Source organism: Yoonia sp. D2-7 (assembly GCF_055809435.1).
On sequence record NZ_CM147912.1, the window covers coordinates 619,851 to 635,204 of the forward strand.

Here is a 15,354-nt window from a genome sequence, read left to right on the forward strand (position 1 = left end):
TTATTCGGCGTAGGTGACACGGCGCTGCAGCAGGCCGAACATGGCGTCGAGCAGCATGCCCACCACACCAATCATGAGGATTGAGAAAACGACGGACGTCAGATCAAGATTGTTCCATTCGTTCCACACGTAGTAACCAATGCCAGTGCCACCGACGAGCATTTCAGCGGCCACAATTACCAGCCACGCGATACCGATTGAGATGCGCATTCCGGTCAAAATGGTCGGTGCAGCAGCAGGCAGGATCACGGTGAACGCCGTTCTAATTGGTCCCAACTCGTGGGTTCGGGCTACGTTGACCCAATCTTCACGGACGCCAGCCACGCCGAAGGCGGTGTTGATCAGCATGGGCCAGATTGAGCAGATGAAGATCACGAAGATCGCCGATGCTTCACTGTCACCAATGATGAACAACGCAAGCGGCATCCACGCCAGAGGTGAGATTGGCCGCAGCACTTGAATGAACGGGTTGAAGGCCTTGTACGCAACTTGGCTCATCCCGATCAGAAACCCGAAAGGAATGGCGATCAAGGCGGCGAGAAAATACCCTGTCAGGACACGATAAATCGAATATCCGATTTGAATGCCGATGCCCTTGTCGTTGGGCCCCGCATCATAGAACGGGTTGCTGAGTTGTTCCCACGCCTTTGCAATGACCTGACTGGGTGGCGGGACACCCGCCTTTGGGGCGCCAGCGCCGGTTAGAATCTCGTATTCGGTTAACTCTTCGGCGGCCTTTTGTGCCGGGATGGCGGCCTCCCAAATCAGGAGACCGACAACCAACATGACAACTGACAACAATGCAGCACGCTGGTTTATTGAAAGGGTGCCCATGGCTTACCCTTTCCCGATTGGGAAGCTGCTGACGTATTCTTCTGGTTTCGCAGGATCAAAGGTTTTGCCCATGATCGTATGCGATTTGTAGGTGATGTCAGGTGCGTCATAGCCAAGGTCTTCCATGACTTTTTTGCAATCGGCGGCAAGGTAGACCTGCTCTGCCACGCCGCGGTAATCCACGTCGCCTTCGATATAGCCCCAACGTTTCATTTGCGTCAGGATCCATACGCCCATGGAGTGCCATGGGAATGGATCGAAATCGATCCTGTCGGGCACACGCTGCACCTCGCCCAAGCCGTCGGCGTAGGTTCCTGTCAGAACCTGCTCAATCACAGTCACCGGCTGGTTGAGGTAGTTGGTCGGGGCAATCGCCTCTGAGATTTCCTTGCGGTTTTCCGGCGCTGACGCGTACTGCGTCGCGTCGATGATCGATTTCAAAAGCGCGCCGTAGGTGTTCGGCAACTCTGTGGCAAAGGACAGGGGTGCAGCAAAGGCGCAGCATGGGTGGCCTTCCCAGATTTCTTTCGTCAGCAAATGAAGGAAACCAATGCCTTCATACACGGCACGCTGGTTGAACGGATCAGGCGACAGATAGCCGTCAAGGTTACCGGCACGCAGGTTTGCAACCATTTCTGGCGGTGGCACAACGCGGATCTGGATATCGACATCTGGGTCCAGGCCAAATTCAGCCACGTAATACCGCAGCAGGAAGTTGTGCATTGAATACTCAAACGGCACGCCGAAGGTGAAGCCCTTCCACTGTTTCGGGTCACGCTTATCGAGGTGTTCATTCGACAGCACGATGGCTTGCCCGTTGATGTTTTCAACGGCTGGCATGATGTAAGGTTCCGCAACCGAACCCGCCCCAAGGGTCATCGCCAAGGGCATCGGCGTCAGCATGTGCGAAGCGTCGTATTCCCCGTTCAGCGACTTGTCACGCGCAACGGCCCAACCAGCAGTTTTGATCACTTGGGCATTGAGGCCGTAACGCTCATAAAACCCCAAAGGCTGTGCCATAATGATCGGCGTAGCACAGGTGATCGGCACAAAACCAATGTTCAGGTCGGTCTTTTCAGGTGGCCCAAGATTGTCGAGGATAGCGGCTTTCGCTTCGTTCAGTGGAAACACGGACGCCAGTGCAGCGGCCATCGTCGACCCACCCATCATGCCCATAAAAGACCGGCGCCCGATGTCGCTTTGTCCAAAGACCGACCGCACAATTGCGCTTTCGACTGCGCGCTCCAACATGCCTTCGGAGGTTGACAGATCAATGCTGTCCGCAGCCTCAGGTTTGGGTGCGCTACAGGTGTGGCAGCCGCAATCGGCGGCGTGCCGCAGATCGGTTTCGGAAGAGAAGGGATTACCCAGTGATTTGACAGTCATGTTGCAACCTCGCTGTTGATTTTCTCCATGCTGGCAGCGGGGCATCGACATTTGAAGGCATTCGTTAAGAAATCAAAAAATGGATTTTGTGATTAATTTCAAAGCAATAATGGAAGTATAGCTCATGAAATATTACGAAACTTCGTAAATTACGATATTTCGTATTGCTCATGGGCGCGTGCCTATACTCCATCAAAGGATGCTTGATACCGATCTCCCTCACGATTCCTTTCTCGCTGGCGCAATCGGCCCTACGATCCTAATTCATCTTGGCCGGGATCAAATTTTGGCCGCGACGAAAGAGGCTGAAACACTTTTAGGGGATGATGCCCTAACAGGATCGCACTTCGCCCGCTTCGTTGCCGCAGGTATGGAGACCTTCGTCGTTTTCATCACAGAGGTACAACACCGAGGCACAGCTTGGACTCGGCAGGTGACACTCCAAAATGCGGACCAATCGCCCCTGCAATGCGAGGTCACGGGGCGGGCTGTACATCACGACGGTCAGGACATGCTGCTTTTGCATGTGCTTGATCTTGAGACCCTTGAGCAACACGCAGCTGAGGTTGAAGCCGGAAAAATCTACAACGGCGGCCTGATGGAATGGCAACGCGCGCAAAGCTTCTTTGCGGATCTGGAACGCGAAAATCAATTGATCCTGAACGCCGCTGGCGAAGGGATTTACGGGGTCAACGCCGATGGCAAAACAACCTTTGTGAACCGCGCAGCGCAGGAAATGCTTGGCTGGACCACCCAAGACCTTCTGGGTCACGATATCCACGCAAAAATTCACCATCACCACCTGAGCGGCGAACAATATCCGTCGCACGAATGCCCGATTTATCAATCCTTCCGGTATGAGCAGGTCAACCGGATCGAAGACGAAGTATTCTGGCGTAAGGATGGCAAACCGATCCGGGTAGAATACGTCTCAACCCCGATCTACGACGGACCCAAATTGGTCGGTGCGGTGGTCATCTTTCGCGACATCACGGAACGCTGGGAAAACGAACGCAAACTGCGGGACGCAATGGATCAAGTTGCCGCATTGCATCATCAGTTGGAGGAGGAAAACGCCTACCTACAGGAAGCGATCAGCATCGAGCGCGCACATCACGACATTATCGGGCGCTCGGACGCGATTCAGGAGATCATCAGGCAGATCGAACTTGTAGGTCCAACCGATACAAGCGTCTTGATCCGTGGCGAGAACGGTGTCGGGAAATCCCTTGTGGCGTCAGCTGTCCATGACGAAAGCAGCCGTAAACGCCGCCCTATGATCCACTTTAAAGCTGGAGCTGTAAGCCCTGAGAAAATTGAAAGTGAGTTGTTCGGCCAAGTCCGTGGTGCCTTTGCCGGTGCGCTCAAGGATCGGCCAGGAAAGTTGGAATTGGCACATGGCGGCACCTTGTTCATTGATGAGGTTGCAGACATTCCCATCGAATTACAGGGCCACCTACTCGATGCGTTGCAAAACAGAGTGGTGACCCGATTGGGGGATGATCGCAGCCGCAGCCTTGATCTACGTGTGATCGCCTCGACCAACCGGAACGTTGACCGCGAAGTGCAGGCAGGGCGTTTGCGTCAGGACCTCATGCTGCACCTTGGGGTCTTTCCCATTCTGTGTCCTTCTTTACGGGATAGGCCGGAGGACGTCCCGATCCTGACCGCCCATCTGCTGCGCATTGCCTGTAAGCGGCTCGGTCGAAAGGTCCCTGTCGTCACCGAAGGGGCGATGCGAAAACTGCAAGACTACCATTGGCCCGGCAACGTGCGCGAACTGGCAAACGTCATCGAACGCGGTGCAATCGTGTCGCAATCCGACAAGTTACAAGTTGAGATCCAGAGCCAGGTTGTACCGGGATCAGCGCCGACGTCTGCCTTGCTCACCGAAGCGGACGTCGAGCAAATCCGTCGAGCCAATATCGTCGCCTGCATGAAAGAAGCTGATGGAAAGGTTTCCGGGGCAAAAGGGGCGGCAACATTGCTCGGCATCAAGCCGACAACACTCTATTCAAGGCTCAAAAAACTGGGATTGAATGAAAATGACTGGTGAATGATTGACGGGTGTGCAGAAAGTCGCGAAGACCGCCAAAGCCTACATCGGTTCGCATGACTAAACGCCAAGCAGCTCATCCGGAAGGCTGTGGGCGGACCCTTTTTAAAGGCTAAGTTTACCTGCCATGAATGCGCCCAGCGGGATTTCGATGCCAGGCGCAATGGTTGGTATTGAATAGCGGTTCTGGGGCTGCAGTGGACTGATCTGCAAAAGGAGGGCCGAAGCAAGATCCCTACGCGGCAAAGCATTGGCGCTTTGTCCACAGGATCGTTGGCTGGATCAGTTTGCAGTAAAAATAAGTTCTTCGTTCTTATTGATACCACTTTTGCGAATGACCGGTTTGGCGACAAATGATGTAGTGCAGAGCAATTCGTGTCGCGAGTGTAAACGAATGCTGCACCTGCGAAATACGAAAATGAATGGCGGAAAATCCGCATAGCGGACCTTCGGTACGGATGCGGTACAGGTCTGGTTCGAGTGTCTGTACACTTGATTGCCCATGCGGACAGGTTTGCATGCGCTAAAGAAGATCTCATCAAATCTCATCAACTGCAGTATTTCTACCGCTCGCACTTTGTGCGGACATTTTTTGTTACAAGTGAAAATAATCCGAAAAAGATTTTTGCGTATGCTGTTGGTTTCGTTCGCAGGCTTCATGTTTCGCGGTAGTTTACAGGGTGAGCTTTATGCCCTGATTTATAAGGTTGTAACGAAATGGGTCGAAAACACGAATTCGTACGCTTCTGGTTTTTCTGGCTCCAAATTGGCAAAAGTTTGCGCTCTGTCCGGCCGTCTCACGTTCCAAAATCACCGGAATTGTCGGAATTCTGTCTTTTTGAAGCCATAGTTGTCTCGCAGAAGTTGCATTACGACCTGTAACCTAATGAGAACGCTGACTAAAATGGCTCATGCGTTGAGTGCATCTATTCCGAACCAAGTGAAGCTTGTTGTTTGGGATCTAGACGAAACCCTTTGGAATGGTACGCTTTCCGAGGAAGGTATTTCATCCGTCGAGGCGCATTTGCAGATGGTCCGTGACCTCGTCGATCGCGGGATTATGTGTTCAATCTGTTCCAAGAACGATTTCGAAGATGCAAAGGCCGCGTTGGTAGATCTCGACATTTGGGATTATTTTGTTTTCCCACACATCGCATGGTCGCCGAAGGGCCAAGCGATCAAAGCCATGATTGCTGCGATGGGGTTGCGCGACGAAAACGTGCTCTTTCTCGATGATAATCACCTCAATTTAGAAGAAGCACAGTTCTTCAATCCGAACGTGATGGTCTTTGATGCCAATCAGGACATCCTGCCGTTGATGGATTTGCCTACACTGGCAGGCAAGGATGACAAGTCGCACAGTCGTCTCAAGCAATACAAAGTGATGGAAGAAAAACAGGTCGAACAGGCTGAAACGGGTTTGTCGAATACCGACTTCCTTCGACAGTCCGAGATCAGGGTCAAGGTGATCACAGACGTCGAAGATCAGATGGACCGTGTCTATGAAATCCTGAACCGTACGAACCAGCTTAACTACACCAAAAAGCGTGCGAACACCCCAGCTGAAAAGGCGCAGCTGCAAACGTTGCTGAACACTGCGGGCGTCCACGCGGGCCTGATTGAAGTGCAGGATCGCTACGGGGATTATGGCATCGTGGGATTCTTTTGCGTCAGTGCCAAGTATTCCGGCAATGTGGTGCATCATCTCGCATTTTCATGCCGCACGTTAAACATGGGGGTCGAACAATGGGTTTGGCAGTTCCTTAACAAACCGGATTTCAAGACCGTTGGCGGAGTTGCCAACCCGATTGACGCACATGAAAATGTGGACTGGATCCAGGACGTCAAGGATTTCGATGCCCCCGAGACGGCAAGACAGCAGCAACATCTGTGTCTGGTCGGTGGGTGTGACTTGCTACAGGTGTCATTCTACTGTGGGACGGACCGTGATGAATTCGTCAACAAGCCGGACGACAACGGCATGTTGGTCCGTTTTGACGACGTGGGGTTCTTTCTGAATCAGCGTGATCCCGTTTTGAATCGTCTATTCACGCAGAAAAATTTTATCGGCTATGGTTCCGATGACATGGTGGCGCTGGACGAGTCCTTGGCGTCATCCGATCTGATCTTGCTGTCGATGTATTTCTCTTTCGCCAACGATTTGTTGTTCCAATACCGTGGGAAAGAACCTGGCAGCGAATTTCTTGGCAGCGTTCCACCCCGCAGGTTTCAACAGCTGATGCGCGATCAAAAAACAGCGATGCGCTTTGCCAAATCAATGCAGCACCGCCCCTATGACATTCATGATCGTCTTGATTTGACACACCGATGCTTTCAGGTCGCGGATGTGCTGCGCCGGGCTGATACGCCGATCTTTATTATCGGGACGACCGTCCGTCACGGACCTCAAGCAGAACGTAATCCGAAACCGCGCATTGCTTTTAATGACATGTGTAGAAAGTTCTGCGCAGAAACCCACAACGCACACTTCATCGATATCGACACATTGTTAACACCGGCCGAGTTCACAGACAGTGACCACTATAGCCGGACCGGGTACTTTAAGATTGCCGACTTCGTGAATTCGCACACAATGATGAAAATCGCGGCCTGACCCGCAGTGGTTGCTGATTTTGCGCGTTGAATAAGAGATAGGCGAACAACCTGTTCGACCGATGCAGATCACGCAACTCGGCGCTTTTCGAAATTCGTGAATCTGTCACAGCACTGTCAGCAAGTTGATACGCGCGCGCCCCTAGTCTTGGATATCCAACTCATCAAGGAGCAGATATCCATGCCACGTATATCCTTTACACGCCGCCAAACGCTTCTGGGCACTGCCGCGTTGTCCGCAGCAGTCGCCATGCCTTCACTTTCACGGGCGCAATCACGCCCTATGATCACCCACGGCATTATGTCGGGCGATGTCGCCCATGACGGTGCCGTTATCTGGAGCCGCGCTGACCGCGAGGCAAAGATGCTTGTCGAATGGGCAACCACCGAAAGCATGTCAGACGCGCGTGCGGTGCCAGCCTTGGCCGTAGGCACGCCAACAGATTACACCGGAAAGCTGGCGTTAACTGGCCTGCCAAGCGATCAGGACATTTTCTATCGCGTTACAATGTCCGACCTAGCCGATGGCACGCTTTCAGAACCCGCTACAGGCACGTTCCGCACGGCCCCTATGGGCAGCCGCGATGTCAGCTTTGTTTGGTCAGGCGACACCGCCGGGCAGGGGTGGGGGATCGACGAAGATCGCGGTGGCATGACTACCTACGCCACGATGCAAGGCCATGCGCCCGACTTTTTCCTGCATTCAGGCGACACCGTCTATGCTGACGGACCACTTCAGGAAGAGGTCGCTTTGGATGATGGCACGGTTTGGAAAAACGTCGTCACGCCGGCCAAAACCAAAGTTGCAGAAACACTGGACGAATTCCGCGGTCAGCATTTGTACAACTACATGGATAAGAACGTGCAGGCGTTTAATGCCGCCGTGCCAATGATCTCGCAGTGGGATGATCATGAGGTCACAAATAACTGGTACCCCAACGAAGTGCTGGCCAGTGACGACCGTTATACCGAGAAATCCATGCAGGTTCTTGCGGCTCGTGCGGCACATGCGTTCCACGAGATGATGCCAACGCGGCAGGTTCTGTCAGAACCTAATCGGGTCTATCGTAAAGTGTCTTACGGCCCGTTGCTGGATATCTTTGTGATCGACATGCGCACATATCGTGGCGACAACACTGCCAATACCGAAACCGAAGGCACTCCATTCCTTGGCTCCGAACAGCTGGCGTGGTTAAAGCGCGAGATGGTCAATTCGACGGCCACGTGGAAAGTCATCGCGTCTGACATGCCCATTGGCATGATGGTCCGCGACGGGGACACCAACATGGAAAACGGGGCGAACGGCGACGGACCTGTTCTTGGGCGTGAAAAAGACATCGCCGCAGTGCTGTCGTTCATCAAAACCGCAGACATCGTCAACACCGTCTGGCTGACAGCGGATGTGCATTATACCGCCGCACATCACTATTCTCCTGACCGCGCCGTATTCCAGGATTTTGATCCGTTCTGGGAATTTGTTTCCGGCCCATTGCATGCCGGTACTTTCGGGCCCTCGACCTATGACAATACGTTTGGTCCCGAAGTCCGCTTTGCAAAGCATCCCGAAGAAGGCCAAGCCAACCTTCCGCCCAGCGACGGCCTGCAATTCTTCGGTAAGGTCGACATCGCGGCTGACACGGGTGTCATGACTGTCCGGCTGATGGACAGCGCAGACATCGAACTTTGGTCAGTGGAACTCGAACCTAAATCGGTGATTTGATATCGTGGAACTGAGGTGGCCCGTAGCGGGCCGCCCCTTTCTCACGCTTAGAAACTTGGAACTAATCCTGACAGGTTTTGCCTGACTTCCGTCCTAAATGCGCCCCACTTGCGGGCAACTATCAAACTCAACGCTGACCAATGTGTGAATCAGTGAAGGAGATGAGTTTGATGTTGCAGTGGAAAAGTCTTGGATTCGCAATGACCCTTCTTGCGGGCTGTGGTGGTGCCGGGTTGTCGGTCACATCAGGCCCCTCTGATATCGCGTCGACCGCCTATGGTCCTAATGAAGTCGGGATCGTAGGGCCCGCAACATCCATAGAGGATTCCAGCTTTGCCGAGTTGCTGAATGGCATGCGTATCGCATCGGACCTCGCACCTGTCACCTATGACGCACGTCTTGATGCCGCCGCGCAAAAGCATGCGCAGGACATGGCAGACAACAACTACTTTTCGCATACGTCCCTAGATGGCAGCACCGTAATCGATCGCATTCGCGCGGAAGGATATGACGCCCGTGGCTGGGGAGAGAACATCGCTGGACGTCAACAGGATCAAGAAACCGCGTTCGACGGTTGGATGAATTCGCCGACGCATTACGACCTGATGGTCGCCGACGGTCTCGAAGATTTTGCCCTTGGTGTCGCCGGTGTTGGATCGCGCACAAGGTGGGTGCTGTTGATGGCCGTTGAGCGGTGATCTGCCGTGCCGATTTGTACAAACGACGGAATGCTTTAAATTTGTCATAGCCAAACGCCCATAGGAGGTTCTTTGATGCATCGCTCTATTATCGCCGTCTTCGGATTGGTTGCTCTGGCGGCCTGTCAATCGACTACCTCGGGCGCCAAAGGTATTGTGGCTGATCCAGGTGTCGCAGAAGTCCCGGTGGATATCGCTGCTGATCCAAGTGTCGAAGAGGTCTCGGTGGACATCGCGACCGATCCAAGCGTCGCAGTTGTCCCAGTTGTCAGCCCCTTAATGGATACGCCACCGACAACGGCCGTTGCGGACGTTGATTTTGGCGAACTTCTGAATGGTCTCAGGATTGATAACGGCCTGACGATGGTGACCTATGACGCCCGTCTGGATGCTGCGGCACAGAAACACGCGCAAGATATGCTCGACAATAACTACTTTTTGCACATCTCGCAGGACGGTCGGACACCTTTGCAACGGATTGCCGCCGAAGGGTATGTCGCGGCCTATGCCGGCGAAAACATCGCACAGGGTCAGCAGAATAATCAGGATGTAATAGATGCGTGGCTAGATTCGAAACCGCACCGTCAGCTGATGCTTGACCAAAGCCTACCGAACCAAGTCGCAGAGGATTTTGCGCTGGGTGTCGCCGGACAAGGGGCCGATACGCGGTGGGTTCTGCTGATGGCACGTGAACAGTAGACGTTCAGCTGCCCCAGAAGAACTGCGTTAGATGGTAGAAAATCGGTGCCGCAAAAACCACGCTGTCCAGTTGGTCCACAAATCCACCTTGCCCCGGAATAAGATGCGACCAATCTTTAACGCCCCGATCCCGTTTGATGGCCGCAAAGACCAGATTGCCGAACATCCCAACCAGTGACGCGATGCCCGCCATGGCCATTGCCCCAAACACGCCGAAGGGCGTGATCCAGCTTAGCAAAGCACCAATCAGAACCGCGCTACCAACCCCGCAGGCCAGCCCTTCCCATGTCTTTGGTGACAAACCCGGTGCGATCTTTGTTTTGCCAATTCGGCGGCCAAAGAAGTATTCAAGAAGGTCCCCGAATTGCACGACGAGCACCAAGAAACCGATCAGCAAGACCGACCTGTCGTTCACCCCGTCGAATGAAATGGTCATCAAGGCGGGCACATGGCTGAGGCAGAAAACACTAATCATCAGCGCCCATTGGGTTTCCGCCACGCGGATCAGGTAGCGGTTCGCGTCACCGCGCAGGGCTGAAACGATGGGTAGCAGCAAGAATGCGTAGACGGGGATAAAGACGGTAAACAGGCCTTCCCAACCCATCCACACGAACAGGTATTGCAGCGGTAAAACGGCAAAGAACGCCAAGGCCAGTGATTTGTGATCCGCTTGCCGTTTTGCCGTCAGCGTCAGGAATTCGCGCAGGGCTGCGAAGCTTGCGAAGAGAAATAATATGACGACCGCAACGCGCCCCGTGATCAACGCGAGGCCCACCAATAGGACGATGCCCCACCAGCTATGGACACGTGTCATGTAGGTTTCGAGAACAGGGCTTTCTTCGCCCATCCCTTGGCGCGCACGCAGGACTTCGCCCAATGTGGTCAGCGCCAACAAAATGGCCAGAACGCCAAGGAACAGAAGGACAAGGTCAGACGTTGTCGTGGTCATTTCGACCGGTAGGCTTGTCGGGTTCATGACGTCGCCTCCTGATCGTCGGGTTGGTTTGCGTCAGGGCGCAAGTCCGACAATGCTTTGGCGGCGCGGGCCAAAAAGGCGTCTTTGCTTTCGCCTTCGTGGACCTTCACAGGGGTCCCGAATGTCACTGTACAGATCAACGGCAACGGGATCACTTCGCCTTTTGGCATGATTGTGTTCAGGTTCGCCACCCACGTCGGGACAAGATCAACATCGGGACGCGCGACCCCCATGTTGTATAGGCCCGCCTTAAACGGCAGCAGCGGGTCTTCTGTCATGTTCCGATTGCCTTCGGGGAAGATGATCAACGATGACCCTTCGTCCAGCGCCTCTAGTATCTTGTCCATTGGTTTGTCGTTCACTTCGGGACGACGATCGACCAGCACGCAGTTAAACACCTCTGGCCCAACAAAGGCGCGGATCGGGTTCTTGAGCCAATAATCGGCTGCGGCAACCGGACGGACGCTGCGTCGCAATGCAGATGGCAACACCGCCCAGATCATCGGCATATCGCCGTTGGACGTGTGGTTCGCGTAATAGACCCGTTGGCGCGGAACCGGTTCGATGCCTTGCCAGTCGGCACGCACTGCGGTGATGAAACGGGCGAAAAGCCGTAAAGTGTGGCCGACGATTTTCGCGGCAAGAACGCGTAGAATATTCATCCGGCCACTTTGTCGCGATAAGTCGATCTTGGAAAGAGACTTATCAGTTTTTGCGCGCCCGAACGGGCGTGCCCTTTCACGTCTTAACTGGCGCACCACCCGCGAAAGTATTCACGCCGTGATACCCGATCGGGTCTTCCTGCATTTGCAGATGCAATCCGTCGTCTGTGTACGGATGTGCGCGGGCGAGGTTTTCGTCCACGTCAATACCAAGTCCGGGGGCGGTTGGGACCGGAATATACCCGTTTTCTATTCTGATGCTGTTCTTGATCAGCGCATTGTGGAACGGTGTTTCAATCGTTTCAGCCATCAGGATATTCGGAATAGAAGCCGCCAATTGCACGTTAGCAGCCCATTCGATGGGCCCTGCATACAGATGCGGCGCGACCTGCGCGTTATAGGTTTCGGCAATCGCTGCGATCTTCTTCGTTTCCCAGATACCGCCTGATCGTCCCAACGCAGGCTGCAGAATGGACGCGCCATTGCGCAAGGCATCCGCGAATTCGATCTTCGTCGACAGACGTTCGCCGACGGCAATGGGGATCGGAACTTGGGCTGCGATTTTGCTCAACTCGGTTGGTGTGTCGGGCGGAATAGGTTCTTCGTACCAAAGCGGGCTATAGGGTGCGATTGCACTGCCAAGCCGGATAGCCCCAGCCGTCGTAAACTGACCATGTGTGCCAAACAGCAGATCAGCTTGATTGCCCACAGCATCACGGATCGTTTTGCAAAATGCGACAGACAGGCTGATGTCGTGCATCGCTGGCATATGTCCTCCACGGATCGTGTAGGGGCCCGCTGGATCAAATTTGACGGCGGTATAGCCTTGCGCGACCGCCTGAACCGCACTTTCAGCCGCCATATCAGGATCGGACCAAAAGGTGGGCAGGGCATGGCCGGATTGCGGGTACAGGTATGTGTAGGCGCGAATGCGGTCGTTCATGCGCCCACCGATAAGCGCGTGAACAGGACGGTCGCGATCTTTGCCAAGAATGTCCCAACAGGCGATTTCTAACCCTGAAAACGCGCCGATAACGGTCAGGTCGGGACGCTGGGTGAACCCCGCCGAATAGGCACGGCGGAACATCAACTCGATGTTCTCTGGATTTTCGCCCGCCATATGGCGGTCAAACACGTCGTGGATCACAGCCCGCATTGCATCGGGACCGACGGAGGACGCATAACATTCGCCCCAACCCGTGATGCCGGTGTCCGTCGTCACCTTGACCAATATCCAATACCGCCCGCCCCATCCGGGGGCAGGGGGCGCGGTTATGATCACATCAAGGTCTTGCAGCTTCATGGACGTGGCACCCTTGGTTGTTGCGGACAAATCAAACGCGTCGTTAGTCGAAAATGATCACATTGCGTTTGGCGCTGCCGGTTTTTGTGTCTGCAATGGCTTCGTTGATCTGGTCCAGCGACCAACGACCCGAAATCAACTCGTCTAATTTCAACCGTCCTTGATCGTACAGATCGGCCATCCAAGGGATGTCGCGTTTGATCACAACGTCGCCCATTTTCGATCCGACAAGGCTTTGCCCGACAGCCGCAAAGTTTGCGGGTTCGTATTGCGAAACGGCCCCCGTTGCGGGCATGCCAACCATAATCACCTTGCCACCATAGGCCAGATAACGCGGCGCCGTATCGTAAACGGGGGCAGCGCCGACCGTCACAAACACAGCGTCCGCGCCGCGCCCCAGCGCTTGTTTAGCAGCTTTCCACGGTTTGTCTTGGGATGCCAAAACACCATGCGTCGCACCAAATTCTTTCGCGATGGCCAGTTTTTCTTCGGACATGTCCACAGCCACAATGCGCCGTGCGCCAGCGATCCGCGCACCTTGGATCGCGTTCAGCCCAACACCGCCGGCACCGATCACGACGGCGTCTTGGCCTGCTTTAAAATTTGCGGCGTTGACGACAGCCCCGACACCAGTGATCACGCCACATGCCAGCAACGAAGCCGCGTCCATCGGCATGTCAGCCGGAATTTTCACGACTTGGCTTTGATCCACAACGACCTTTTCAGCGAATGCGCCGGATGCCATCGCCTGATGCAACTTGCCCCCGTCCGCTGTTTGCAAAGGCCCGTGGTCCCCGTCGTACGGCGTGCCGCAAATCGTCGGTTTGCCGGACGAACAAGACGGGCAGGTCCCGCAGGCGCGGATCAACGTCACGACAACAGCATCACCGACGTTCAGACCGGATACGTTGTCGCCCACGCCAGTGATCAGACCTGCAGCTTCATGGCCGTAGACCGCTGGCAGCGATCCGCCCCATGCGCCGTCAGCAAAGGAAATATCGGAATGGCAAATCGCGACAGCCTTCAGCGTGACTTCGATTTCGCCAGTTCGTGCCGCGCGTAGGTCAACGGTTTCAACGGTAAGCGGGTCGCCGAATGCATGACAGACGGCAGCTTTGATTGCGGGCATATCGGCTCCTTTGCGTTTGATTGCAGCAAAGAATGGGCGCGATTGATAAGCAAGCTTTTTATCTGGTCGTGGGGCGCGAACCAATAAACAGACCGATGCAACCCAGGGTCAAGATTGCGGACAATAAGAACGGCGCGCCGGGCAGGTAAAGTGTCGCATCATTCCGTGTGAAGTAAAAGAAAGTTTGCGTCATGATCAGCGGTGCCGCGATCGTTGCGACAGCATTGATCGATGCGATTGTGCCCTGCAGTTCGCCCTGTTGATCATCAGCGGCGGTGCGCGACATGATGCCTTGCAACGCCGGTCCGGCGATCGACCCAAGTGCGGTCAGCGGCGTCATGGCCAAGGCCACCCATCCGTTTGTGACGAACCCCAAGGCCACAAACGCCAACACATCGATCAGCAGGCCAAAGATCACCGCGTTGCGTTCCCCGATTTTAGCGAGGATCGGACGGATCAACAGGCCTTGGACGACCGCGATACCGATCCCGAAAACGCCCAATGAAATCCCGATCATGCCGGGTGACCAGCCGAATTGAAGCGCCCCGTAGTAGGCCCAAACGCCCGGATACACGAAGAACGCAATCGCATAGACGAACAGGATCACCATCATCGGGCGCAGACCCGGCAGGTTGCCGATGTGTTTGAATGCACCGAACGGGTTGGCTCTGCGCCATGTAAAAGGGCGTCTGATCCGGTCTGTGACTGTTTCCGGCAGGACGAAGTAACCAAACGTGGCGTTACCTGCGGCCAGCGCTGCTGCCGCCCAGAACGGTGCGCGTGTCCCGTATTGCGCCAAAACGGCCCCGATCAGCGGGCCAAGCACAAAACCAACCCCAAAGGCCGCACCAATCAGGCCGAAATTCGCGGCTTTTTCTTCGGGCTTGGAAATATCAGCCATGTAAGCAGCTGCAGTCGACTGTGTCGCCGCAGTGATCCCGCCAATGATCCGTCCAATAATCAACAACCACATCGTCGTGGCCACCGCCATCAAGACGTAATCGAACGCCATCACGACAAGCGAAATCAGCAGAATGGGTCGCCGTCCGTACCGGTCAGACAGGCTGCCGATGACGGGCCCAAAGAAGAACTGCATCACGGCGAAAATCGTCGCAAGAACTCCGCCCCAGACGGCGGCACTGCCGATATCGGTGCCTTCAATTTCGCGGATCAGATCAGGCATCACAGGCATAATCAGCCCGATCCCCATAGAGTCCATCACGACCGATAGCATGATGAAAGTGATCGCAAGGCGCTGGTTCATAAATCGGGCTTTCC

General features: G+C 54.7%; 12 protein-coding genes. 5 read left to right on the top strand and 7 right to left on the bottom strand.

Annotation, left to right across the window (positions count from 1 at the left end):
* Positions 1 to 834, bottom strand: coding sequence for a nitrate ABC transporter permease (ntrB, locus tag AC0L7R_RS02920; RefSeq protein WP_247128910.1), 834 nt, complete (start codon positions 832 to 834; stop codon positions 1 to 3).
* A gap of 3 nt (positions 835 to 837) precedes the next feature.
* Positions 838 to 2,220 (bottom strand): CmpA/NrtA family ABC transporter substrate-binding protein, encoded by a 1,383-nt coding sequence (locus AC0L7R_RS02925; RefSeq protein WP_348108122.1) that lies wholly within the window; start codon positions 2,218 to 2,220, stop codon positions 838 to 840.
* 433 nt (positions 2,221 to 2,653) lie between these two features.
* Here AC0L7R_RS02925 and AC0L7R_RS02930 point away from each other — a divergent pair, with 433 nt between their 5' ends.
* From AC0L7R_RS02930 to AC0L7R_RS02950, 5 genes are all read left to right on the top strand, one after another.
* Entirely contained in the window at positions 2,654 to 4,276 is a 1,623-nt protein-coding gene (locus AC0L7R_RS02930) for a sigma 54-interacting transcriptional regulator (RefSeq protein ID WP_473658718.1), read from the top strand.
* Positions 4,277 to 5,180: 904 nt separating this feature from the next.
* Positions 5,181 to 6,890, top strand: a complete 1,710-nt coding sequence (locus tag AC0L7R_RS02935) for a hypothetical protein (protein WP_473658719.1) — start codon at positions 5,181 to 5,183, stop codon at positions 6,888 to 6,890.
* Between the two features lie 180 nt (positions 6,891 to 7,070).
* Positions 7,071 to 8,609: an alkaline phosphatase D family protein gene (locus tag AC0L7R_RS02940; protein ID WP_473658720.1), complete on the top strand. Its 1,539-nt coding sequence runs from the start codon at positions 7,071 to 7,073 to the stop codon at positions 8,607 to 8,609.
* A gap of 200 nt (positions 8,610 to 8,809) precedes the next feature.
* On the top strand, positions 8,810 to 9,307 hold the full coding sequence (locus AC0L7R_RS02945) for a CAP domain-containing protein (protein ID WP_473658721.1): 498 nt from the start codon (positions 8,810 to 8,812) through the stop codon (positions 9,305 to 9,307).
* Positions 9,308 to 9,382: 75 nt separating this feature from the next.
* The gene (locus AC0L7R_RS02950) at positions 9,383 to 10,006 is read left to right on the top strand and encodes a CAP domain-containing protein (protein ID WP_473658722.1); all 624 of its coding nucleotides are present in this window, start codon (positions 9,383 to 9,385) and stop codon (positions 10,004 to 10,006) included.
* Between the two features lie 4 nt (positions 10,007 to 10,010).
* Here the strand turns inward: AC0L7R_RS02950 and AC0L7R_RS02955 are convergent, their stop codons facing one another.
* The 5 genes from AC0L7R_RS02955 to AC0L7R_RS02975 form a co-directional block, all read right to left on the bottom strand.
* Positions 10,011 to 10,955 carry a phosphatidate cytidylyltransferase gene (locus AC0L7R_RS02955; RefSeq protein WP_473660346.1) on the bottom strand — a complete coding sequence of 315 codons (945 nt, stop codon included), beginning with the start codon at positions 10,953 to 10,955 and terminating at the stop codon, positions 10,011 to 10,013.
* A gap of 23 nt (positions 10,956 to 10,978) precedes the next feature.
* Complete coding sequence (locus AC0L7R_RS02960) at positions 10,979 to 11,644, bottom strand: lysophospholipid acyltransferase family protein (protein ID WP_348108925.1); 666 nt, start codon at positions 11,642 to 11,644, stop codon at positions 10,979 to 10,981.
* Between the two features lie 76 nt (positions 11,645 to 11,720).
* Positions 11,721 to 12,947 (bottom strand): enolase C-terminal domain-like protein, encoded by a 1,227-nt coding sequence (locus tag AC0L7R_RS02965; protein ID WP_473658723.1) that lies wholly within the window; start codon positions 12,945 to 12,947, stop codon positions 11,721 to 11,723.
* Between the two features lie 43 nt (positions 12,948 to 12,990).
* Positions 12,991 to 14,076, bottom strand: coding sequence for a zinc-binding dehydrogenase (locus tag AC0L7R_RS02970; RefSeq protein WP_473658724.1), 1,086 nt, complete (start codon positions 14,074 to 14,076; stop codon positions 12,991 to 12,993).
* Between the two features lie 58 nt (positions 14,077 to 14,134).
* Positions 14,135 to 15,340: an MFS transporter gene (locus tag AC0L7R_RS02975; RefSeq protein WP_473658725.1), complete on the bottom strand. Its 1,206-nt coding sequence runs from the start codon at positions 15,338 to 15,340 to the stop codon at positions 14,135 to 14,137.
* Between the last annotated feature and the right edge of the window lie 14 nt (positions 15,341 to 15,354).

Excerpts from the sequence above, each read along its gene's own strand:
- ntrB (WP_247128910.1), bottom strand. The coding sequence starts at position 834 with ATGGGCACCCTTTCAATAAACCAGCGTGCTGCATTGTTGTCAGTTGTC.
- AC0L7R_RS02925 (WP_348108122.1), bottom strand. The coding sequence starts at position 2,220 with ATGACTGTCAAATCACTGGGTAATCCCTTCTCTTCCGAAACCGATCTG.
- AC0L7R_RS02935 (WP_473658719.1), top strand. The coding sequence starts at position 5,181 with ATGGCTCATGCGTTGAGTGCATCTATTCCGAACCAAGTGAAGCTTGTT.
- AC0L7R_RS02940 (WP_473658720.1), top strand. The coding sequence starts at position 7,071 with ATGCCACGTATATCCTTTACACGCCGCCAAACGCTTCTGGGCACTGCC.
- AC0L7R_RS02945 (WP_473658721.1), top strand. The coding sequence starts at position 8,810 with ATGACCCTTCTTGCGGGCTGTGGTGGTGCCGGGTTGTCGGTCACATCA.
- AC0L7R_RS02950 (WP_473658722.1), top strand. The coding sequence starts at position 9,383 with ATGCATCGCTCTATTATCGCCGTCTTCGGATTGGTTGCTCTGGCGGCC.
- AC0L7R_RS02955 (WP_473660346.1), bottom strand. The coding sequence starts at position 10,955 with ATGACCACGACAACGTCTGACCTTGTCCTTCTGTTCCTTGGCGTTCTG.
- AC0L7R_RS02960 (WP_348108925.1), bottom strand. The coding sequence starts at position 11,644 with ATGAATATTCTACGCGTTCTTGCCGCGAAAATCGTCGGCCACACTTTA.
- AC0L7R_RS02965 (WP_473658723.1), bottom strand. The coding sequence starts at position 12,947 with ATGAAGCTGCAAGACCTTGATGTGATCATAACCGCGCCCCCTGCCCCC.
- AC0L7R_RS02970 (WP_473658724.1), bottom strand. The coding sequence starts at position 14,076 with ATGCCCGCAATCAAAGCTGCCGTCTGTCATGCATTCGGCGACCCGCTT.
- AC0L7R_RS02975 (WP_473658725.1), bottom strand. The coding sequence starts at position 15,340 with ATGAACCAGCGCCTTGCGATCACTTTCATCATGCTATCGGTCGTGATG.